The organism is Paraburkholderia sp. J7 (assembly GCF_905220155.1).
Taxonomy (GTDB): Bacteria; Pseudomonadota; Gammaproteobacteria; order Burkholderiales; family Burkholderiaceae; genus Paraburkholderia.
The window spans coordinates 153,126-172,943 of sequence record NZ_CAJMYZ010000014.1 but is presented as its reverse complement, the minus strand read 5'-3'; the positions used below and the strand labels follow the sequence as shown (position 1 = coordinate 172,943).

Below are 19,818 nucleotides of genomic sequence, written 5' to 3'. Positions count from 1 at the left end.
CAGTGTTGCCGCACCATTGCGCGACACCTTCACATGACACATGGGCGTCACATCAATGCGAGGCCTGCACGCTCAGATCCTGGTCGCCGAGCAGCAGCAGCGCGTGAGCGGGCCCCGTGTCGAGCCTCACGCGGTGCGCGCCCGGTGTCTGGTAGTCCGCGAACACCACGACGCCAGCGCCACGCTTGCCGCCAAACGGAAACGGCGCCGCCGCGATCTGCTGACCCGGCACCACTTCGAACGACACGACCGTAATGTCCTCGGGGTGGTCGCGGCGCCATTGATCGCGCTGCGCGAACCACTTCGCCGAAGGCAAACCGAGCAACGCGTCGAGCAACTGGGGATTGCGCACGAGCACGGCGTCCACGGCAATGGGCGTGTCCTGATTCGCTTGAATGGAAACGGCAATGGCCAGGGTATCCACCTGTACCTTGGGCAGCGACGAGCACGCCGCGAGCAACTGCGCGAGCGCAAGCAGCACGAGCGTGGCGGCGCGCCAGCCGTGCGGCTGCGCGGCGCGCGACGCGCCCGCGAATAACGTGGTGATCACTGCGCAATCCCCATTGTTTGCGTCGCCTCTTGTCTGCGATGCCTCCTGCCCGCGCGCAGGAGAATTCATGCTAGTTCGTATTTCTAATCAAGACGCATGTTCTGCTGCGCAAGCTGTTTTGCGCGTAGTCTACAAGCGCCCCACTTGTCATTGCAATAACGATTTTCTAATCGACCAATTCAAAAAGAATAAGTCAATAAACTTGAAAGGAATCCTGTATATGCGCCGTAAATATACTTTGAATTTCCCCGTTTACTGTTCTAAAGTCCTGACCGTCTATCTTCACGTCTCGCGCGACGAAGGACAAGCTGAGAACCAGGCAGCGCGACGCTTAACGCCGTGAATGCTCTCGTCTGACGAATCCGGGGGCATGCTTTAGCTGTGCTTTTTTCTGAAGGACCGGGAGTGGATCGCGCAATCGTTTAATTACGTTTTGCGGCCCATTGTCGTCTTAAAGAAAATGCATCATGAAAAAGGCAGATTGACGACAAACGCGCATCTCCTCCCGTTGCACAACGCATTAGAAGAACGACCGCCACCGAGGTGACCATGGCCGACAGTACCCAGCACTGGTTCGAACGGAACCGACCGCCGCGTGTCCAGATCACGTACGACGTCGAAACGGGCAACGCCATCGAAAAGCGCGAGCTGCCGCTCGTCGTGGGCATTCTTGCCGACCTGTCCGGCAAGCCCGTCGAGCCGTTGCCGAAAATGACGGAGCGCCGCTTCGTCGACATCGACCGCGACAACTTCAACGACGTGATGAAGTCGATCGGGCCGCGCGTGACGCTGCAGGTCGACAACACGCTCGCCGCCGACGGCAGCAAGATCAATGTCGAGCTGAAGTTCGAGCATATCGACGACTTCGATCCCGTGAGCATCGTTCAGCAGATCGGCCCGCTCAAACAGCTTTACGACGCGCGGCTGCGCCTGCGCGACCTCCTCACCAAGCTCGACGGCAACGACGAACTGGACAAGCTCCTCCAGGAAGTGGTGCACGACCCGAAGGGGTTGAGCGAAATCCGCTCGGCGCACCCGCAGGACACGCCCACCGCGCAGTTGCCGCCGCCGGAGTCAGGCGACGCCCCTGCCCCTGCCAGCGACACGCCGGCGAGCTAAGCCCAACACGAGGAGACGATCATGTCCGACATTCAGGCCGCCGCGACCGCGCAGGCGGGTACGGTCACGCTGCTCGACCGCATCGTGCACGAAGGGCGCATGGCGCAATACGAGGAGCAGCAGCAGCACGCACGCGAGTTGCTCGCCGAGTTCGCCCTGCAGGTGCTCGACAAGAACATGACCATCAGCCGCGACACCGTGGCGATGATCAACGACCACATCCGCAAGATCGACGAACTGATCAGCGAGCAGCTCAACGAGGTCCTGCACCACCCCGACATGCAGGCGCTGGAGTCGTCGTGGCGCGGCCTGCACTTTCTCGTGAAAGGCTCGGAAACGGGCACGCGCCTGAAGCTGCGCCTCCTGAACGCTTCGAAGAAAGACCTGCAGAACGATCTCGAGAAGGCCATCGACGTCGACACCAGTGCGCTATTCAAGAAGATCTACGAAGAGGAATACGGCACCTTCGGCGGCTTTCCGTTCAGCGTGCTCGTGGGCGACTACTACTTCACGCGCCAGACGCCCGACGTGAGCCTGCTCGAAAAGCTCGCCTCCGTGGCCGCCGCCGCGCATGCGCCGTTCATTTCGGCGGCCCACCCGCAACTCTTCGACATGTCGAGCTTTACGGAGCTGGGCGTGCCGCGCGATCTCTCCAAGGTCTTCGAGACGATCGACATGGCCCGCTGGCGCGAATTCCGCAAGAGCGAAGACTCGCGTTATGTCGCGCTCACGCTCCCGCACATCTTGATGCGGCGTCCTTATCATCCGGACAGCAACCCGGTTGAGGGCATGAACTTCTTCGAGGACGTCGACGGCACGGACCACTCGAAATATCTATGGGGCAACTCCGCGTACGCGCTTGCGCAGCGCATTACCAACGCATTCGCCCAATACAGCTGGTGCGCGGCGATCCGCGGCGTGGAAGGCGGCGGCGCCGTCGAGCGCTTGCCGGACCATATCTTCCAGACGGCCTCGGGCGACAAAGCCATGAAGTGCCCCACGGAAGTGGCGATCACCGACCGCCGCGAAAAGGAGCTCGACTCGCTCGGCTTCATTGCGCTCGTGCACAAGAAGAACGAGGGCATGGCCGTGTTCTTCGGCGGCCAGACCGCCTGCAAGCCGGCGCTCTACAACACGCCCGAGGCCACGGCGAACGCGCGCATTTCGGCCATGCTGCCGTATATCCTCGCGGCTTCGCGCTTTGCGCACTACATCAAGGCGATCATGCGCGACAAGGTCGGCAGCTTCATGACGCGCGATAACGTGCGCAGCTACCTCAACACGTGGATTGCCGACTACGTGCTCGTGAACGACAACGCGCCGCAGGAAATCAAGGCGCAGTATCCGCTACGCGAGGCGCGTGTGGACGTGACCGAGGTGCCCGGCAAGCCTGGCGCTTACCGCGCGACGGTGTTCCTGCGGCCGCATTTCCAGCTCGAGGAACTCACCGCGTCGATCCGGCTCGTGGCGACGTTGCCGCCGCCGGCTGCCGCCTGATCCAGCAGCGACGACAAACGATTCGATGAAGACACGACGGCCAGGCGGCGCATGAGCGCCCCTGGTCCCTGAACGCGCCTGGCGCCGCGCACGCGGCCCGCGTGTTCCTTTACTGCTTCGGGAGCAGCAAACCATGGATTCGATCATTCTCGACCTGGGCGCCGATATCAAAGGCGAGTGCACGCTGGAAGGCTATGCCGACAAGATCGAGCTGATGTCGTACAGCCACAATGTGGCGATGCAGGTGACGAACGACGTCAGCAATTCGGAGCGCACGTCGGGCAAGCCCCATATCGGCGAATTCACCGTGACGAAGTTTGTCGACGTCGCCACGCCCACGCTCAACGAATATTGCTGCTCGGGCAAACCCATTGCCAGCGCGTCCGTCGTAGTGGGCCGCAACGCCGCCGAAAGCGACGGCAAGGTCATGCCGTTCATCACCTATACGCTGAACAATGTCGTGCTGAGCAACGTGAGCGTCTCGGGCGGCGCGGGCGGCAAGCCCGTGGAAACGCTCTCGCTGAACTTCACGAAGATCAAGTGGGAGTTCACCGCGCAGAAAGACGACGCCACCAAGGAAGGCACCGCGGCTTCCACGTGGGACCTGGCCGCGAACAAGGTCGTGAAGGCGGCGGGCTAGCGCGCGCCTGTGGCGAACGTCCGCCCCTTCATCGCCGTCGCGCCCATGCCGCTCTTCGAGCGGCTGGCCGACGATGCGCCTTTCGACGCGCACGAGTCCGTCGACGAACTCGCCGCGCGCACGCTCGATGCGGCGGGTTTGCGTGCGTCGGTCCGCGCGGAGCTGCTGCGCCTGCTCAATACGCGCCGCGGCACGCCACGCGTGCCACGCGCGCCGGACGTGCTGCTGTATGGCCTGCCCGACTGGAGCGGACAAAGCGCGGCGCGCGCGGAAGACCGGGCCGTGATCGAGCGCGAAGTGGCCGAGGCTATCCGCGCGTTCGAGCCGCGCCTTCACGGCCCGCGCGTGACAATCGAAGCGGATGCCGCCGCGCCGTGGCGCCTGTGCCTGCGCATTCGCGGAACGCTGCGCGGCAGCGACGGCGTGGAGCACGTGGTCACCTACGTCGCCGGGCAGCATGGCGACACGCAGTCCATCGGGATCGTCGATGAACGACTCGCTTGATGCGCAACTGCTCGATTACTACCAGCGCGAACTGACCTATCTGCGCCGCGCGAGCGAAGGCTTTGCGCAGCGCTATCCGAAGATCGCCCGGCGGCTCGAACTCGGCCCCGGCGAAAGCGCCGATCCGAACGTCGAACGCCTGATCGAAAGCTTCGCGGTCCTCACCGCGCGCATCCAGCGCACGCTCGACGACGAATACACCACGCTCACGGATGGCCTGCTCGAACAGTTTTATCCGTACGCGTCGCGGCCCGTGCCTTCCATGACGATCGTGCAGTTCGAGCCCGACCCCACGCAAGGCAGCATCGCCGCGGGGTTTCGCGTGCCGCGCGACACGCCCCTCATGCACGTGGACGCGAGCGGCACGTCGATCCACTGGCGCACGAGCAGCGACGTCATGCTCTGGCCGCTTACCCTCGCCGCGGCCCAGTTGCTCGACGCCGAGGAAGCGCAGGCGCTCACGAGCAATGCGTCGCTGCAATCGGCGCTGCGTCTCACGCTGCGCAGCACCGGGCCGCACAAGCTGGGCACGCTGCCGATCGAGCGACTGCGGGTGCGCCTCACGGGCTCGCCCGTTACGTCCGCTGCACTCTACGATCTGCTCGGCGCGCACAGCGCCGCTACCTGGCTGCAAGCACCCGACGCAACGTTGCGCGCGCAACGAGGTCTGCCGAGCCCGGTTGGCTTCGACGAGAACGACGCGCTCCTGCCGCTCGAAGACGGCGCGCATCCAGCCTGCCGTCTGCTGGTCGAGTACTTCGCGTTTCCCGAGAAGTTCGCGTTTTTCGACCTGCCGTTCAAGCCGCCTGCCGATGCCGGTGAAAGCCTCGACCTCGTGATCGGCTTCACGGCGGCCCCGCGCGGACGCTTTACGTTGCACACCGACGATATCCAGCTCGGCTGCGCTCCCGCGCTCAATTTGTTCGCGCGCACCTCCGAACCGTTGCGGCCCGACGGCACCGCGCGCGAAATGCGCGTGAGTCCCGACGCGCACCGTGAATCGAGCACCGAGATCTACGCCATACGCAATGTGCGCGCCGTGGCCGGCCGCACGGTCACCGACGTGCCGCCCTGGTACGGCTCGATGCACGGTGCGGATTCTGCCGTCTACTGGTACGCGCGGCGCGTGAGCGGCCTGCATGCGTCGCGCCCCGGCAGCGATGTCATGCTCACTTTCGTCGACACGCGCTTCAATCCCGCCGCCCCTGCGGCGCGCACGCTCACCGCGGACCTGTTGTGCACCAATCGTCATCTGGCGCATCGGCTCGCGCCGGGCGCCGCGCTGTCGTTCGAAGTGCCCGGCCCCGTGGCGAAGGTGCGCATTGCGCATCGGCCCACGTCGCAAATCGTGGCCGCGCTCGACGGCACGTCGCGCTGGCGTCTCGTGTCGCAACTCGTGCTGAACCATGCGTCGATCGTGGAGGGCCCGCAGGCGCTGCAGTCACTGCGCGAAATGCTCATGCTCCACAATCTCGGTGCACATGCCCCCTCACAGCGCCAGATCGCGGGACTCGTGGCGGTGTCGAGCGAACCCATCGTCGCGCATGTCGGCTCGGACCGCTGGCGCGGCTGGCGCAATGGCCTTGGCGTGCGTATCGAACTCGACGACGCGAGCTTCGTGGGCGCGAGCACCGTGCTCTTTTCTGGCGTGCTCGCGCAATTCTTCTCGCTCTATGCGAGCGTCAACCGTTTCGTACAGACCTCGCTCGTACGCGACGGTCGGGAGATCCGCACATGGCGGCCGACGATGGGCAGCCCGCTCGTTCTCTGACGCAGCGGCTGTTCGACGAGCCGCATGCGTTCGAATTCACGCAGGCCGTGCGCCTGCTCGAATTGCTGCAGCCGCATGCCCAGCCGCTCGGCACCGGCCTCGACCCCGGCCAGGAAGCGCTGGCGCTGAGCGGCAATCTCTCTCCCGCGTTTCCCGCGAGCGCGCTCGGGCCATTGCGGCGCGGCCTGCCGCGTTCGCTCGCTTTTGAGCCGCATGCGGGCGAAGAAGCCGCCGCGCAATCCGAACATGCCGGGCCGCCTCAACTCCAGGTCAATGCGTTCGCGCTGGGCGGCCCGAACGGTCCTCTGCCCGGCGCGTGGCAGGAATGGCTGCAGGACCGGCTGCGCCGCAAAGACCGCTCGGCGGCGGCGTTTCTCGACATCTTCCAGCACCGGCTGCTGGCGCTGCTCTATCGCGCGCAGCGCAAGTACCGCAGCGCCGAACCGCTGCCGGCCACGGCGCAGCGTTCGGCTGACGTCGTGCTGCGCGCGCTCACGGGCAACGCCTCGCTGAGTTTGCTCCCGTACGGCAACCATCCAGTGCAAGAGGCGCAAGCAGCGCCGCCGCCACCCGAGCCGCTCGACATGCGCGCCGTACTGGCGCGCGCGGGCCTCTTTGCGAACCGCCGGCGATCGCTCGCGGGTTTCGATGTGATGGTGCTCCATCACTTCCGCGTGCACGTGCGCTCCACACCGTTCGCAGGCGGCTGGCGCACGCTGCCGAGCGCGAGCCGCACGGCCATCGGCTCCGGCGGCCGCAACCGGCGGCTCGGCCAGGACGCCGTTGCGGGCACGAGGATCTGGGACGAACACCAGGGCATCCGCGTGCGCCTCGGTCCGCTCAGGCGTGAGCAGTACGAAGCATTCCTGCCGGGCGCGCCAGCCCACGAAGCGCTGCACTCGCTGGCCGCCGAGTGGTTCGGCGCCGAACTCAAGGTACATCTCGAACTGCAGCTCGGCGCAGGCGAATTGCCGCGCGCACGCCTCGCACGGCACGCGCCTATGCGGCTAGGCTGGACCGCCTGGGCCGGCGCGGCGGAATCGGCGCCCGCGCGTCTCACGTGCCTTGCGCCCGACGACACTCAGGGGCGTACCGCGCCGTGACGCTCGATCTCAAGACGCTCGTTGCGCGCCTCGAGCGCGAGCCGCGCGAAGCACTCGAACGCGCCGCGCAACAATGCCTGCGCGAGACGCATTTCGTGGTCGAAATCGAGCACTGGCTGCTCGCGCTCGCCGAACCCGAGGGCGGCGACTTCGCGTGCGTGCTGCCGCACTTCGGCGTGGACCGCGCCGCGCTCGCCGCCGAAATCCGCATCGCCATCGCGCGCTTCAAGCGCGGCAACACCGGCATGCCGTCGTTCTCGCCCGACCTGCTCGTGTGGCTCCAGGACGCGCTCGTGCAATCCACCGTCGTGCTCCAGCAGCCACGCGTGCGTGCGGCGACGCTGCTCATCGCGCTGCTCGAAAACGACGCGCTGCGCGCTCGCACCGTGCATGCGGCGCCAACGCTGCTGCGCGTGGCGAGCGCGGCGCTGCGCGCCAACTTCGCTGTGTGGCTTGCGCCGAGCGATGCGGCCGCCCCGCTTGCTCCGCTTGCGCCCCTCGTGCCGGCGCCGCCTGACGCGCCGCTCGAAGCCGCTATGGACGGCAACGCGAACATCCCCGCGCTAACGGGTGCACTGGAGCCTGCCACGCCCGCGCGCCCCCTGCTCGACCAATACACGCTCGACCTGACCGCCGAAGCGCGGGCGGGACGCATCGACCCGATCATCGGGCGCAATGCGGAGATCCGCCAGACGCTCGACATCCTGTTGCGGCGGCGTCAGAACAACCCCTTGCTCGTGGGCGCGCCCGGCGTGGGCAAGACCGCCGTGGTCGAAGGCCTCGCGCTGCGCATTGCGGCGGGCGACGTGCCGCCGCCGCTTGCCGAGGTCTCGCTGCGCATGCTCGACCTCGCGCTCCTGCAGGCGGGCGCGGGCCTGAAAGGCGAATTCGAGCGGCGCCTGCGCGCGGTGATCGACGAGGCGCGGCACTCCCCGCGCCCCGTTGTGCTCTTCATCGACGAGGCCCACACGATGATCGGCGCGGGCGGCGCGGAAGGCGGCAGCGACGCCGCGAACCTGCTCAAGCCCGCCCTTGCGCGCGGCGAGCTGCGCACGATCGCGGCCACGACATGGCTCGAATACAAGAAGTACTTCGAGCGCGACCCGGCGCTCGCGCGGCGTTTCCAGCTCGTGCAGATCGAAGCGCCCGATGAGCCCACCGCCATCGCCATGCTGCGCGCGCTGGCGCAAAAGTTCGAGGCGCATCACAACGTGACGATTCTCGACGCCGCCATCGTCGATGCCGTGAAGCTCTCGCACCGGTACATCTCGGCGCGCCAGCTGCCCGACAAGGCGATCGCCGTGCTCGACACCGCTTGCGCGCGCGTGGCGCTCGCGCAGCACGACACGCCGCCGCAACTCGAAGCGGCCCGGCACCGGCAGCGCGCGCTCGACGACGAACTGCTGCGCCTGCGCACGGAAACGGTGCTGGGCGCGAACCACTCGCAGCGCCTCGCCGTGCTCGAAGCCGAACATGCGCACAACGCCGCGCTCGTCGAAACGCTGGAAGCGCGCTGGCACGATGAGGCGGCGACCGTGCGCGAGATTCTCGCGGTACGCGCGCGCCTTGCCGCTCTCGAAGCCGACCCGCGCGAGACTTCCAGCGCCGGCGCGCAGGAACCGCCAGACAGCGAGGATGCGAACGAAAGCAACGAGGCCGCCGACCCGCGCGAAGACCTCGCCGCCGAACTGGCGCGCCTTGAAAGCGGCCTCGAAGCGATTCGCGACGACGACCCCATGGTCCCGGTGTGCGTGGATTCGAAAACCATCGCTGCCGTGATCGCGAGCTGGACTGGGATTCCGGTGGGCAAGATGCTCGCCGACGAGGCCCACGCCGTGCGCACGCTCAAGGGCCGTCTCGCGCAGCGCATCGTCGGACAAGATGCGGCGCTCGACCGTATCGCAATGCGCATTCAGGCCTGGCGCGCGGGGCTCGCCGACCCGTTGCGCCCCGTCGGCGTGTTCCTGCTGGTGGGGCCAACGGGAGTCGGCAAGACCGAGACGGCCTACGCCCTCGCCGACGCGCTCTATGGCGGCGAGCGCAATCTCATCGTGATCGATCTCGCCGCGTATCAGGAAGCGCATGCCGTCTCGCAGCTGCGCGGCGCGCCGCCGGGCTATGTGGGTTACGCGAGCGGCGGGCAGCTCACCGAGGCCGTGCGTAGGCGTCCTTATAGTGTCGTGCTGCTCGACGAGATCGAGAAAGCGCACGTCGATGTGCTCGAAGCCTTCTACAACGTGTTCGACAAGGGCGTGATGGAAGACGGGACCGGGCTCGTGGTGGATTTTCGCAACACCGTGATTCTCGCGACCAGCAACGTTGGCGCCGAACTGCTGCTCAATACGCCAGCCGCGACGCTCGCCACCGACGCCTTTGCGCGGCGGCTGCACGAAGAATTACTGCACGCGTTTCGCCCCGCGTTCCTCGCGCGCATGACTGCCGTGCCGTATGCCGCGCTCGACGACACCGTGCTGCGCGCCATCATCGAAAAGAAGCTCGAGCAGCTGCGCATGCGCTACCGCGACGCCACGGGCAAGCAGTTCGCCTTCGACAGCCGGATCATCGACGCCGTGCTCGCGCGCTGCCGCGCCGCGGGCGGCGCGCGCGAAATCGACAACGTGCTCATGAACGAGCTGGTTGGCACGCTCGCGCAGTGGGCGCTCGAATGACGATGCATCCAAACCGCCACACCGCATACAGCCAAACCTGATCCACGCGATGAACCGCCCCATCTCCGCCGACACCGACGCGCGCATCAGCCTGAGCGGAAGTGCGTTCAGCACGCTCTTTCCCGCCAGTTTCGAAGCGCGCGAGGCGCTGGACGCCCCCACCGCGCTGACACTGCGCGCCCATGGCGGATTGCCGCCGCCCGCGCCCTCGGGCATGACCGGGAATCATGCCACGCTCTCGCTCGCGTGGGGCGCGTCGCCGCGCCTTATCGACGCCGTTTGCACGCGCGCCGCGCAGTTACCCTCGACAGTGGACGCGAGCCACTTCACGCTGGAGCTGCGTTCGTGGCTCTGGCTCCTCACGCTCTCGCGCAACAACCGCATATTTCAAGGCAAAAACGCACAGGAAATCATCGAGGCCGTTTTGGCGGGGCATGGCTTGACGGACTACTCGTTCTCGGTCACGGGCACGCCCGCCACGCGCGAATGGTGCGTGCAGTACGCGGAGTCGGATTTCGCGTTCGTGAGCCGTCTGTGCGAAGAGGAAGGCTGGTTTTACTTCTTCCGTCACGATACGGGCAGCCATACGCTCGTCATTGCCGACAGCAACGACGCCTTCACGCCGCTGCCCGGTGACGCGACGCTGCACTACACGGGCGGCACGAGCGGCGCACGCGAATCGACGCAGATCGTTCACTGCGAGATCGTTGAAGAGACCGCCTCCGGCCTCTTCTCGCATACCGATTACGCGTGGGAAACGCCGAGCGCTCAGCTCTACTCGCAGGCACAAGCGGCATCGAACGGACACAGCGTGTACGAGTACCCGGGGCGCTACACCACCAGCAGTGACGGCTCCACGCTCTCCAAGCATCGCGTGGATGCACTGCGCGCGCCCACGCGGCTGCTCATCGGCGAAAGCGATTGCCGCGCGCTCGCGCCCGGCTGCCGTTTCACGCTCGCAGACCACGATTCCAGCGACGCCAACATCGAATGGGTCGTGCGCAGCGTGATTCACGAGGCCGATCACAGCCGCTATCGCAACCGCTTCGAAGCGTTTCCCTTCGCGACGACCTGGCGCCCCGCGCGCACGACGCCGCGCCCCTTCATGCCCACGCAGACCGCGACGGTGGTCGGCAAGAGCGGCGAGGAGTTGTGGACCGATCAGTATGGCCGCGTGAAGGTGCAGTTTCACTGGGACCGCGACGGCCAGAACGACGAACAGAGTTCGTGCTGGATTCGCGTGGCGCAGCCCTGGGCGAGCAAGCGCTTTGGCATGCAGTTCATGCCGCGCGTGGGCGACGAGGTCGTGGTGAGCTTTATCGACGGCGATCCCGACCGGCCGCTTATCACGGGCAGCGTGTATAACGGCGCGAACCTCCCGCCCTATACGCTGCCCGACAACCAGACGCAATCCGGCATCAAGACGAACACCTCGAAAGGCGGCAACGGCTTCAACGAACTACGCTTCGAAGACAAGCAGGACAGCGAGGAAGTCTTCCTGCAGGCGCAGAAGGACCTGAACGCCAAGGTGATCAACGACGCCACGTGGACCATCGACCACAACGAAACCAGCACGATCAAGAACGATCGCACGCATACGATCAAGGAAGGCAACGATACCCTCTCGGTCGAACAAGGCAACCGCAGCACGACGGTGAAGACCGGCGACGAAACCGTCGACATCAAAGGCGCGCGCACCGTGAAAGCCGGCGGGAACGAAACGCGCACGGTGGGCGGCAATCTCGATCAGACCGTGACGGGCAACATGACGCTCACCGTGGACGGCAACCTCACCATCAAGGTAAGCGGCACGCTCACGCTGCAAAGCACGGGCAACCTCACGGCGAAGAGCGACGCGTCGCTCACGAATCAGGCTGCCGTGTCGCTCACGAATCAGGCCGGGACGTCGTTGACCAACAAGTCGGACGGCACGCTTTCGAACGAGGCGCAGAGCGTGACGAACAAGGGCGCCGTGCAGCAGACGGTGGACGGCGGCGGCATGCTGGTGGTCAAGGGCGGCATTGTGAAGATCAATTGAGGCGAACATGGAGACGATCCAGCCGGTCACGATAGAGCGCGACGACACGCGCATTGAAGGCGCGACGCTGGGCGGCGCGCTGCACGGCCCGGTGCGCATCGAATCCGAAGGACGTCCGGTGGCAATGATTCGTTATGCCAATGGTGTGCTCAGCGGTCCGGCGACCTACTTCTATCCTGAGGGCAATCCCTCGGCGCAAGTGCAGTACGCAGGCGGCAAGCTCGACGGCAAGGCACTTTTCTATTTCCCCGACGGCAAGATCCAGCGCGAAGCGCACTATGCGCACGGCGTGCTGCACGGCATCTCGCGCACGTGGCTGGCCGACGGCACGCTGCTCGAAGAAGCGCATTACCGCAACGGAAAATTGCACGGTATCCTGCAGCGCTTCCATCCGAATGGTTGCCTTGCGTTGCGCCAGCCGTTCAGCGCGGGCAAGCCGCTCGAAGCTGCGCAGCGCTATACCGACGACCGACGACCGATCGCGGCGGACGGCAAGCCGCTGCCGCGCTGGAAGCAATGGTGGCAATCGCTCGCCAATCCGTCTTCGGTCTGAGTTTGAAAAGGAGCCACACGATGACCAGTCCGCAAGTCTGCGCCGGCGCCACGCTGCAATGTTCCTTTGGCGGTGCGCCGGGCACGCTCAACGTGATGCCCATTAATCGTGTGCTCGTGAGCGGCGTGCCCGCCGCAACGATTGCCGACTCGATTCCCATCGCCAATGTCACGCCGTTCGCCCTGTGCCAAAGCCCGGCGAACCCCACGGTGATCGCTGCGACAGCCGCGGCGCTGGGCGTGTTCACGCCCATGCCCTGTGTTCCGGCCACGCCGTCGCCCTGGATTCCAGGTGGCGCGCCCACCGTCACGCTAGGCGCGATGCCGGCGCTGGATGCTCAGGCTACGCTCGTGTGCATGTGGGGCGGCGTGATCAAAGTGGTTCAGCCTGGGCAGGTCTCTACGCTGATTCCATAGGGCACGGCAGCGAGCGACACGCCCGCGATCGTTTCGATTCGGTCTGAATGTCAGCCCGGCGTTGCGTGCGCCGAGCTAAGGCCGAGCATGTATAGCGCGAAGTCGCGCATGATGTTCTGCACCGCGTTGGTCAGAACGCCCGTGAAACTGGCACTGAAGACTTTCAATTCGCCTCTTTGATTGATGTGCGATAGACGTTTAATGACATGGAATCGCAGCCGGCCATAAAGCGCCATCGACAATTCTTCATAAAGCGCTTCACTGGAAAATTGTTCCCGCAACAAGTAGCAATCCGCGATTCTGTTTACCTATACTCGTTTGACTCTGCAAGGCAGCCCCATTTTCCGAACACCAACAAAAACGGAGCGTGAAATGCGAGGAGCGATGCTAAAGACGGGTTGGGTACTGCTGACTCTCTTTTTGTCGAGTGCCAGCGTTGTCGTGCAGGCCGGTTCGACCTGTAGTGGGTTGAGCTGCTTTTTCCGCGGCCAGTTGGTCGAACAGAGAACGAGCCTGCGCCTGAGCGCGGCTGACTTCACGAAACTGCTGGGAACGAACGCAACGGGTCAGCAATTGCTGCAGGTTGCAGGCACGCCGCGCTGCGACATCGAAATCAAGTACTTCCGCTACCTCACGATAGGCGGCGCGGGCGAACCCACGATGTCGAGCGCTGCGCTGATGATTCCAGGCGGCGGCGCCTCGTGCACCGGTCCGCGCCCACTCATGCTCTATGCGCACGGAACCACGACCTACCGCAACTACAACATCGCCGACATAACGCAAACGGACCCGGCCAACGGCGACGGCGCAGGCGAAGGCATTGCCGTGGCGGCGATCTACGCCGCGCAAGGCTATGTCGTGGTGGCGAGCAACTATGCCGGCTACGCGGGCTCGCCATTGCCGTACCACCCGTATCTGAACGGCGACCAGCAATCGGCCGATGTAATCGATTCGTTGCGCGCGGCCCGCTTTGCAATGGCGCTTCCCGGCCCGGCAAACAAGACGCGTGAGAACGGCAAGCTGTTCGTGACCGGCTATTCGCAGGGCGGCTACGTGGCGCTCGCCACACATCGCGCGCTGCAGGCGGCCGGCATCAACGTGACGGCTTCCGCGCCCGGCTCCGGTCCGTATGCGCTGGGCGCCATGGCAGACGCGCTGGTTCAGGGCGAGGTCGACCTCGGCTCGACGATCTTCACGGTGCTGGTAACCACGAGCTACCAGCATGCCTACGGCAATATCTATCGCAAGCCAGGCGACTTTTTCGAAGCGGCCTACGCCTCCGGTATAGAGAATCTGCTGCCGAGCGTCACCTCATTGGACACGCTGTTCGCCGAAGGCAAATTGCCTGCGACGCAACTCTTCAGCAGCACGCCTCCTGCGGCACAGTTCGCTTCGTTGACGCCGCCGCTTGCACCGCCCCTCGCGCCTGTGCAATTGACGCCGCTATTCGCGTTGGGATTCGGCACCGCGAATCTCGTGCGCAATAGCTATCGTCTGAGCATGCTCGAAGATCAGATCGTCAATCCGGACGGCGCGTACCCCTCGCCGAGCGCTGCGATGGCTCCGGCTGCCAGTCCGGCGCAGCCGCTGCGGCAGGCGTTCAAGCGCAACGATCTGCGTAACTGGGTGCCGCGCTCGCCAGTGCTGCTATGCGGCGGCCACCTCGACCCGACCGTGTTCTTTTTCAACGCGGCAATCGAGCAGGCCTACTGGAAAAACGCCAACGTCGCGCCTGGCCTGACGAGCGTGCTGGATGTCGACTCCGCGCCCGGTGCGAACGACCCGTTTGCCGCAGTGAAGGCCGGCTTTGCGCAGGCCGAAGCGGCAGTCGCCGCACAGGCGGTCCAGGCCGGCGCAAAGGACGGCGGAATGTCCGCCGTCCTCCAGGCCTACCACGCCGACATCGTCGCGCCGTTCTGCATGGTCGCGGCGCGCGGCTTCTTCGGCAACTTCTGATTGGCGGGCCGGTATCGGGGTGCCGCGATAGATCACGAAACATGAACGCGTGCGTAGCGAACCTACGCATTAAGCGGAAAACCGGGAGGATTGCAAATCAGGCTTTTGCATTCCTCTCGGTGTTTCACTGCCCGAAAAAATCCGCTTGACCCGACTACCGTAGTCACCTTCACCATCGGCACTCTGTTCAACGAACATTGTGTCGAAACACATGGAAACGACCCGGCATCTCACCGACGACGCCTTCCTCGAAGCCTTTCTCTCTTGCCAGTTGCCGCCCGCGGCGTTCAATCATCGCAATCATTTGCGCGTAACGTGGATTTACTTGCAGCGTCACCCGCTCGAAGAAGCCATTGAGCGGACCTGCGCCGGCATTGCGCACTACGCCGCCCATCTCGGCGCACCCGATCGATACCACCGTACAATGACCGAAGCGCTGATCCGGCTCATGGCGCATGCGGGCGCTGCGAATCCATCGCGTTCGTTCGAGGCATTTCTCGCCCATGCACCGGTATTTGCCAGCGATTGCCGCGCGCTCGTCGCTGAACATTACTCGCCCGAATTGCTGGCGCGCTCCGAAGCGCGCTGTGGCTTTCTCGAACCCGACAGACTTCCCTTGCCGTCATGACACGCATTACTCTCGGAAGACTGGCGCGCGAGGCAGGACTCTCGCGCTCTTCGCTCCTGCACTACGAAGCGCTCGGCCTGCTGATGCCGAGCGCGCGCAGCACCGCAGGCTACCGGCTCTATGACGAGACGCAATACGAGCGCCTGCGCGCGATTTGCGCCTATCGGGCCGCGGGGCTGCCCTTGGCCGCGATACGCGACCTGCTCGCACGCGAGGGCAACGCCGCCGCACACATCCTCGAAGCGCATTTGATGGCATTGACCGCCGAGATCGCGCGCCTGAAGGAACGCCAGAAAGCCATTGCAACGTTGCTCGCGCAACCATCTTTTAGACGGCGCGGCAAGAAGCGTGGCAAGGACGCATGGGTTTCAATGCTGCGTTGCGCTGGTTTTGACGAGGACGAAATGGACAAATGGCATGCCGGGTTCGAGGCAGAAAACCCCGACTCGCACGCGGCATTTCTAGTTTCGCTCGGACTGACACGCGAAGAGGTGAAGGCAATCCGCCGGCGTGCGAAACTCGCGGGCAACCCAGCCACAGGCCATTCAGGCTCGTGAAAGTCGTTGACCGTCAAAGCCGGGAATGTGCGCCACCGCACGTTCTCGCGCGACTCCATCGTACGCCGTTGCGCGTGCGAGCCTACTCTGCAGCAACCGGCTTCCCCTTCCACTCTCCGCCAGCCAGGAGGCGTTCATTCCATGCACGAGACTAGCGGTTTGGTTCGCGCGTTTATCGAGGAAGTCCTCAATCTTGGGCAACTCGACGCCACGGACCGGTTCTTCTGGGAAGACATGGTCGAGCAGGTGCCGTTTCCCGGCCAGGGTCCCGGTATCGAGGGCCTCAAGGATGTCGTGCGTGGCATGCGAGCCGCGTTCCCGGACATGCATTGGCGCGTCGAGGAACAACTCACAGAAGGGGATCGCGTGCTAACGCGCTTCGAGTGGACGGGCACGCACCAGGGCGCGTTTCTCGGCGTGGACGCTACGGGGCGCGCCGTCAAGGTATGGGGCATGGTCATCGACCGCTTTCAGGACGGCAGGATCAAGGAAACCCGCCTCATCATGGACACGCTCGGGTTGATGATCCAGCTAGGCGCGGTTCGGCCACCGGGCCAATGAAACCGCGCATGCCGGGTTGGCCCCGCGTCCCACCGCAGGTACCAACCGGCAAGCGGCCTCAAGCGGCCTCAAGCGGCCTTTCATCGATCACTACATGGACCGCATGCACGCCTCGTGCAGCACGTTGAGCCTGCGCACCGGGTCCGCCACGTATGGATTGCTCTCGTCCCACGCATAACCGGCAAGCACTGAGCTAATCATCCGACGGATCAAGGGCGTCTGGCGCGGGTAGTAAATGATGTCCTGCAGCTCGCCCGTGTACCAGCGCTCGACGAACGCGCGGAACGTGTCGATACCCTTGCGCAGCGGCACGTCGTATTCGGTCTGCCAGTCCACCGCCGCGCCGCCGAGCGCGCGCTCGACCACCTTCACGGCCAGGTGCGCCGAACGCAACGCAATCGTCACGCCGGAAGAAAACACCGGGTCGAGAAACTCGCCAGCGTTGCCGAGCAGCGCGTAGCCTGGGCCATGCAGCCGTTCGACGTTAGCCGAATAACCGCCGATCTGGTTCACGGGCATGAGAAACGGTGCGTCGCCGATCAGGCGGTTCAGGGTCGGTTCCTCGCGAATGAGCGCGCGCAGCCGCGCCTCGCGTTCCGCCTGGGACACGTCGAGGAAGGCCGCGTGCGCGACACAGCCAACCGACGAGCGGCCGCCCGCGAGCGGGATCATCCAGAACCACACGTCGCGGTGTTCGGGGTGAGTCGCGATGCAGATCTTGTTGCGATCGAACGCGTCGAGCGGCAGGCCGTCGCGCACATGGCTGAAGATCGCGGCACGCGTGGGCAGGCCGGTCGGCGCTTCGAGGTTCAGCAGGCGCGGCAGTACACGGCCAAAGCCGCTCGCGTCGAGCACGAAGCGCGCGTGCACTTCATAGCGCACCTCGTTTTCATCTACGACTTCCAGCATCGGCGCCTCGCCCGTGCGCATCGCAACCACGGTGTGACCGAAACGCACTTCGGCGCCCTGCTGTGCGGCACAGTTGATCAGCAGCTCGTCGAATTTCGCGCGCTCCACCTGGTAGGTCGTGCCCCAGCCCGCCGAATGCTTGTCGCGAAAGTCGTACGCCGTCGCCTGATCGCGCCATACGAAATGGGCGCCGTTCTTGTACTGAAAGCCCGCTTCCACGACCGCCTGCAACATGCCGGCCTCTTCGAGGTACGCCATGCTTTGCGGCAGGAGGCTCTCGCCAATCGAAAAGCGCGGGAAATGCTGGCGCTCGAGCACGAGCACCGAACGCCCGGCCTTGCGCAACAAGGCTGCCGCCACCGCGCCCGAAGGGCCCGCGCCGATGATCGCCACGTCGACGGCTTCGCGTCGCACGGATGGGGTCATAACTGCTTCTCCAGTGCTCTTTTCCATAGTCCTGTCCCTTCACTGCGTCCTGACGCGACCTGTTACGTTCTGTCACGTCCTGTTACGTCTGTATGCCCAATGCAAGCGCACTGCGCTGCGCGAAACCGTGATTTTGACACCCCTCGCGCTGCCCTTGCATTTACAATCCCCATTCTCGTCCACGACCGCATTCGCAACGGATAAAAAAATATGTCGGTTTCCGAAACAAATGACGTGCCGTTCGTGCCGGAAACGGCCTTCGGCATCTGGTTTTTGCGCACGCATACGTGGGAGCACCACGTGCTGCGCGTGGCGATCAACGACCTCAAGCGTCTCGTGGACGTGCCCTTGCCCGCCGCGCCTGAAATCGTCGATGTCGGCTGCGGCCAGGGCAAATCGTTCCGCCTGCTGGCCGAGGCTTTCCGGGCTCGCCGCATCGTCGGGATCGACTATCACGAGGCGTCGCTCGAACTGGCTGCGCGCGCCGCGCGCACGTGCCAGGACGCATTGAAAACGCAAACCGCATTCGAGCTGCTGCACGGCGACTGCGCGAACCTGCCGCTACCCACGGCCAGCGCGGACATCGTCTTCTGCCACCAGACGTTCCATCATCTGGTCGAGCAGGAACGCGCGCTCGCGGAGTTCCACCGCGTGCTCAAGCCGGGCGGCGTGCTGCTGTTCGCCGAATCCACCGAGGCGTATATCCGCTCGTGGGTGATCCGTCTGCTGTTCCGCCACCCCATGCATGTGCAGAAAAGCGCCAACGGCTACCTCGAAATGATCCGCGCGGCGGGCTTCCGCTTTTCGGAGCGCAATGTTTCGCTGCCCTATCTGTGGTGGAGCCGTGCAGCGGATTTCGGTCTCTTCGAGCGTCTCGGCCTGCATCATCCCAAGCCTGGGAAGCGGCGCGAAACGCTCGTCAACGTAGCCGCCGTCAAGGCGGCGTGAGCCGCGTGGCCCGCCGCCGCCTGCCGCGGGTTACTTGCCGCCCTTGAGCGTGACCACGTCGCCAACGAGCGCCACGCCGGCGATCATCGCGCCCGCGCCACACGTAAATTCGGTGGCGCTCTCTCGAAGTTCGTTCTTGTAGTTGCTCTTGATGTTGATCACCGCGTTGCCGCCTTCCTTGCGCGCGCGTTCCTGCAACTCGGCCACGGCCGAAAGGAACACATGCTGGCAGGCCGCTTCGTCGCTCTTGCCGAACGCGTTCGTCTTCTTGTGCGTGGAGTACTGGCCCAGCGTCTTCTTCACCGCCGGATGAGACTGGCCCGCAAAGTACAGCGCGATATCGTCGCTCACCTTGCCGGGCTCGCTCTTGAGCGCTGCATCCACCTGGTAGGTGTCGACCGTATTGCGTGCGTTCGCTTGCGACGTCGCGAAGGCCGCGCACAGCGCGGCGAGCATCCACAGTTTCTTCATCGTTCTTCTCCGTTGGTTCAATTGGCCCGCAACACCACGAGGTCGCCCGTGACGGCGATCGCCGCCGCGCTCGGGCTCACGCCACAGGTGTACTCGGTGGCCGATCCGGTTTCCGTGCCGTGAAAGCGCGTGGTCACGTTGATGACGGCGTTGGCGCCCTTGTTCTGGGCGTCCGCGCGCAGCTTGTCGAGCGCGCTGGCGAGCGCCTTGTTGCAGGTGGCCTCGGCGCCGTCGGTCGCGCGGGCGACCCGCAGCGAATGCGAGGCGTCGCCCACGTGGCGGACCACTTCCGGGTGCGGCTGCGCGCCGAAGTACACGTCGATCTTCGTAGCGGGGTTCGCGCCCGACGCGGCTTTGCCCGTTGAGAGCGCAGCGGCGGGCTGGATCGGCAGCGTGAGGCGTTGCGATCCGCAACCAGCCAGCGTCAGGCTGACGATGGCGGCCGCGCTCAGCGTGAGGTAAGTCTTTTTCATTGGAATCCTCATTATTTTCAGGGTTGCCC

The 19,818-nt window shown here is 65.0% G+C and carries 21 protein-coding genes; 15 read left to right on the top strand and 6 right to left on the bottom strand.

Annotated features, from left to right (window positions below):
• Positions 1-52: 52 nt before the first annotated feature.
• Complete coding sequence (locus tag U5A58_RS23185) at positions 53-550, bottom strand: hypothetical protein (protein WP_321963166.1); 498 nt, start codon at positions 548-550, stop codon at positions 53-55.
• 67 nt (positions 551-617) lie between these two features.
• Here U5A58_RS23185 and U5A58_RS23180 point away from each other — a divergent pair, with 67 nt between their 5' ends.
• The 11 genes from U5A58_RS23180 to U5A58_RS23130 all read left to right on the top strand — a co-directional run bounded on the left by U5A58_RS23180 (position 618) and on the right by U5A58_RS23130 (position 12,860).
• Entirely contained in the window at positions 618-893 is a 276-nt protein-coding gene (locus U5A58_RS23180; protein WP_321963165.1) for a hypothetical protein, read from the top strand.
• Positions 894-1,099: 206 nt separating this feature from the next.
• Complete coding sequence (tssB, locus tag U5A58_RS23175; protein WP_321963164.1) at positions 1,100-1,669, top strand: type VI secretion system contractile sheath small subunit; 570 nt, start codon at positions 1,100-1,102, stop codon at positions 1,667-1,669.
• Between the two features lie 21 nt (positions 1,670-1,690).
• Positions 1,691-3,166, top strand: a complete 1,476-nt coding sequence (gene tssC / locus U5A58_RS23170; RefSeq protein WP_321915762.1) for a type VI secretion system contractile sheath large subunit — start codon at positions 1,691-1,693, stop codon at positions 3,164-3,166.
• A 133-nt stretch (positions 3,167-3,299) separates the two neighbouring features.
• On the top strand, positions 3,300-3,806 hold the full coding sequence (locus U5A58_RS23165) for an Hcp family type VI secretion system effector (protein ID WP_321915761.1): 507 nt from the start codon (positions 3,300-3,302) through the stop codon (positions 3,804-3,806).
• A gap of 9 nt (positions 3,807-3,815) precedes the next feature.
• Positions 3,816-4,310: a type VI secretion system baseplate subunit TssE gene (gene tssE, locus U5A58_RS23160; protein WP_321963163.1), complete on the top strand. Its 495-nt coding sequence runs from the start codon at positions 3,816-3,818 to the stop codon at positions 4,308-4,310.
• A complete protein-coding gene (gene tssF / locus U5A58_RS23155) occupies positions 4,294-6,081 on the top strand; it encodes a type VI secretion system baseplate subunit TssF (RefSeq protein ID WP_321963162.1) in 1,788 nt (595 codons plus the stop codon). The genes tssE and tssF overlap by 17 nt, the downstream gene beginning before the upstream one ends.
• On the top strand, positions 6,045-7,184 hold the full coding sequence (tssG, locus tag U5A58_RS23150) for a type VI secretion system baseplate subunit TssG (RefSeq protein ID WP_321963161.1): 1,140 nt from the start codon (positions 6,045-6,047) through the stop codon (positions 7,182-7,184). Before tssF ends, tssG begins: the two co-directional genes overlap by 37 nt.
• The gene (tssH, locus tag U5A58_RS23145; protein WP_321963160.1) at positions 7,181-9,853 is read left to right on the top strand and encodes a type VI secretion system ATPase TssH; all 2,673 of its coding nucleotides are present in this window, start codon (positions 7,181-7,183) and stop codon (positions 9,851-9,853) included. Before tssG ends, tssH begins: the two co-directional genes overlap by 4 nt.
• 49 nt (positions 9,854-9,902) lie before the next feature.
• The gene (locus U5A58_RS23140; RefSeq protein WP_321963159.1) at positions 9,903-11,891 is read left to right on the top strand and encodes a type VI secretion system Vgr family protein; all 1,989 of its coding nucleotides are present in this window, start codon (positions 9,903-9,905) and stop codon (positions 11,889-11,891) included.
• A gap of 7 nt (positions 11,892-11,898) precedes the next feature.
• Positions 11,899-12,444 carry a toxin-antitoxin system YwqK family antitoxin gene (locus U5A58_RS23135; protein WP_321963158.1) on the top strand — a complete coding sequence of 182 codons (546 nt, stop codon included), beginning with the start codon at positions 11,899-11,901 and terminating at the stop codon, positions 12,442-12,444.
• 20 nt (positions 12,445-12,464) lie between these two features.
• Complete coding sequence (locus U5A58_RS23130; protein WP_321963157.1) at positions 12,465-12,860, top strand: DUF4280 domain-containing protein; 396 nt, start codon at positions 12,465-12,467, stop codon at positions 12,858-12,860.
• A gap of 50 nt (positions 12,861-12,910) precedes the next feature.
• On the opposite strand, the gene U5A58_RS23125 is transcribed toward U5A58_RS23130, so the two are convergent.
• Positions 12,911-13,144: a hypothetical protein gene (locus U5A58_RS23125; protein WP_321963156.1), complete on the bottom strand. Its 234-nt coding sequence runs from the start codon at positions 13,142-13,144 to the stop codon at positions 12,911-12,913.
• 100 nt (positions 13,145-13,244) lie between these two features.
• Here U5A58_RS23125 and U5A58_RS23120 point away from each other — a divergent pair, with 100 nt between their 5' ends.
• Positions 13,245-14,816 carry an alpha/beta hydrolase gene (locus U5A58_RS23120; protein ID WP_321963155.1) on the top strand — a complete coding sequence of 524 codons (1,572 nt, stop codon included), beginning with the start codon at positions 13,245-13,247 and terminating at the stop codon, positions 14,814-14,816.
• A gap of 187 nt (positions 14,817-15,003) precedes the next feature.
• Here the strand turns inward: U5A58_RS23120 and U5A58_RS23115 are convergent, their stop codons facing one another.
• Entirely contained in the window at positions 15,004-15,366 is a 363-nt protein-coding gene (locus tag U5A58_RS23115) for a hypothetical protein (RefSeq protein WP_321963154.1), read from the bottom strand.
• 74 nt (positions 15,367-15,440) lie between these two features.
• Between U5A58_RS23115 and U5A58_RS23110 the strand changes: the two genes are divergently transcribed.
• Both U5A58_RS23110 and U5A58_RS23105 read left to right on the top strand, forming a co-directional pair.
• Entirely contained in the window at positions 15,441-16,001 is a 561-nt protein-coding gene (locus tag U5A58_RS23110) for a MerR family transcriptional regulator (protein WP_321963153.1), read from the top strand.
• A 141-nt stretch (positions 16,002-16,142) separates the two neighbouring features.
• Positions 16,143-16,562, top strand: a complete 420-nt coding sequence (locus tag U5A58_RS23105; RefSeq protein ID WP_321963152.1) for an ester cyclase — start codon at positions 16,143-16,145, stop codon at positions 16,560-16,562.
• Between the two features lie 90 nt (positions 16,563-16,652).
• Here the strand turns inward: U5A58_RS23105 and U5A58_RS23100 are convergent, their stop codons facing one another.
• Positions 16,653-17,897: an NAD(P)/FAD-dependent oxidoreductase gene (locus tag U5A58_RS23100; protein WP_321963151.1), complete on the bottom strand. Its 1,245-nt coding sequence runs from the start codon at positions 17,895-17,897 to the stop codon at positions 16,653-16,655.
• Positions 17,898-18,107: 210 nt separating this feature from the next.
• On the opposite strand from U5A58_RS23100, the gene U5A58_RS23095 reads away from it, so the two are divergent.
• The gene (locus U5A58_RS23095) at positions 18,108-18,845 is read left to right on the top strand and encodes a class I SAM-dependent methyltransferase (RefSeq protein WP_321963150.1); all 738 of its coding nucleotides are present in this window, start codon (positions 18,108-18,110) and stop codon (positions 18,843-18,845) included.
• A 30-nt stretch (positions 18,846-18,875) separates the two neighbouring features.
• Here U5A58_RS23095 and U5A58_RS23090 read toward each other — a convergent pair whose 3' ends face one another.
• The gene (locus U5A58_RS23090) at positions 18,876-19,316 is read right to left on the bottom strand and encodes an excinuclease ABC subunit A (protein ID WP_321963149.1); all 441 of its coding nucleotides are present in this window, start codon (positions 19,314-19,316) and stop codon (positions 18,876-18,878) included.
• A gap of 17 nt (positions 19,317-19,333) precedes the next feature.
• A complete protein-coding gene (locus U5A58_RS23085; RefSeq protein ID WP_321915745.1) occupies positions 19,334-19,789 on the bottom strand; it encodes a signal peptidase in 456 nt (151 codons plus the stop codon).
• Positions 19,790-19,818: the final 29 nt, after the last annotated feature.

Excerpts from the sequence above, each read along its gene's own strand:
- U5A58_RS23180 (WP_321963165.1), top strand. The coding sequence starts at position 618 with ATGCTAGTTCGTATTTCTAATCAAGACGCATGTTCTGCTGCGCAAGCT.
- tssB (WP_321963164.1), top strand. The coding sequence starts at position 1,100 with ATGGCCGACAGTACCCAGCACTGGTTCGAACGGAACCGACCGCCGCGT.
- tssC (WP_321915762.1), top strand. The coding sequence starts at position 1,691 with ATGTCCGACATTCAGGCCGCCGCGACCGCGCAGGCGGGTACGGTCACG.
- U5A58_RS23165 (WP_321915761.1), top strand. The coding sequence starts at position 3,300 with ATGGATTCGATCATTCTCGACCTGGGCGCCGATATCAAAGGCGAGTGC.
- tssF (WP_321963162.1), top strand. The coding sequence starts at position 4,294 with ATGAACGACTCGCTTGATGCGCAACTGCTCGATTACTACCAGCGCGAA.
- tssG (WP_321963161.1), top strand. The coding sequence starts at position 6,045 with ATGGCGGCCGACGATGGGCAGCCCGCTCGTTCTCTGACGCAGCGGCTG.
- U5A58_RS23140 (WP_321963159.1), top strand. The coding sequence starts at position 9,903 with ATGAACCGCCCCATCTCCGCCGACACCGACGCGCGCATCAGCCTGAGC.
- U5A58_RS23135 (WP_321963158.1), top strand. The coding sequence starts at position 11,899 with ATGGAGACGATCCAGCCGGTCACGATAGAGCGCGACGACACGCGCATT.
- U5A58_RS23130 (WP_321963157.1), top strand. The coding sequence starts at position 12,465 with ATGACCAGTCCGCAAGTCTGCGCCGGCGCCACGCTGCAATGTTCCTTT.
- U5A58_RS23120 (WP_321963155.1), top strand. The coding sequence starts at position 13,245 with ATGCTAAAGACGGGTTGGGTACTGCTGACTCTCTTTTTGTCGAGTGCC.
- U5A58_RS23115 (WP_321963154.1), bottom strand. The coding sequence starts at position 15,366 with ATGTTCAGCGACGAGCGCGCGGCAATCGCTGGCAAATACCGGTGCATG.
- U5A58_RS23110 (WP_321963153.1), top strand. The coding sequence starts at position 15,441 with ATGACACGCATTACTCTCGGAAGACTGGCGCGCGAGGCAGGACTCTCG.
- U5A58_RS23105 (WP_321963152.1), top strand. The coding sequence starts at position 16,143 with ATGCACGAGACTAGCGGTTTGGTTCGCGCGTTTATCGAGGAAGTCCTC.
- U5A58_RS23100 (WP_321963151.1), bottom strand. The coding sequence starts at position 17,897 with ATGACCCCATCCGTGCGACGCGAAGCCGTCGACGTGGCGATCATCGGC.
- U5A58_RS23095 (WP_321963150.1), top strand. The coding sequence starts at position 18,108 with ATGTCGGTTTCCGAAACAAATGACGTGCCGTTCGTGCCGGAAACGGCC.
- U5A58_RS23090 (WP_321963149.1), bottom strand. The coding sequence starts at position 19,316 with ATGAAGAAACTGTGGATGCTCGCCGCGCTGTGCGCGGCCTTCGCGACG.
- U5A58_RS23085 (WP_321915745.1), bottom strand. The coding sequence starts at position 19,789 with ATGAAAAAGACTTACCTCACGCTGAGCGCGGCCGCCATCGTCAGCCTG.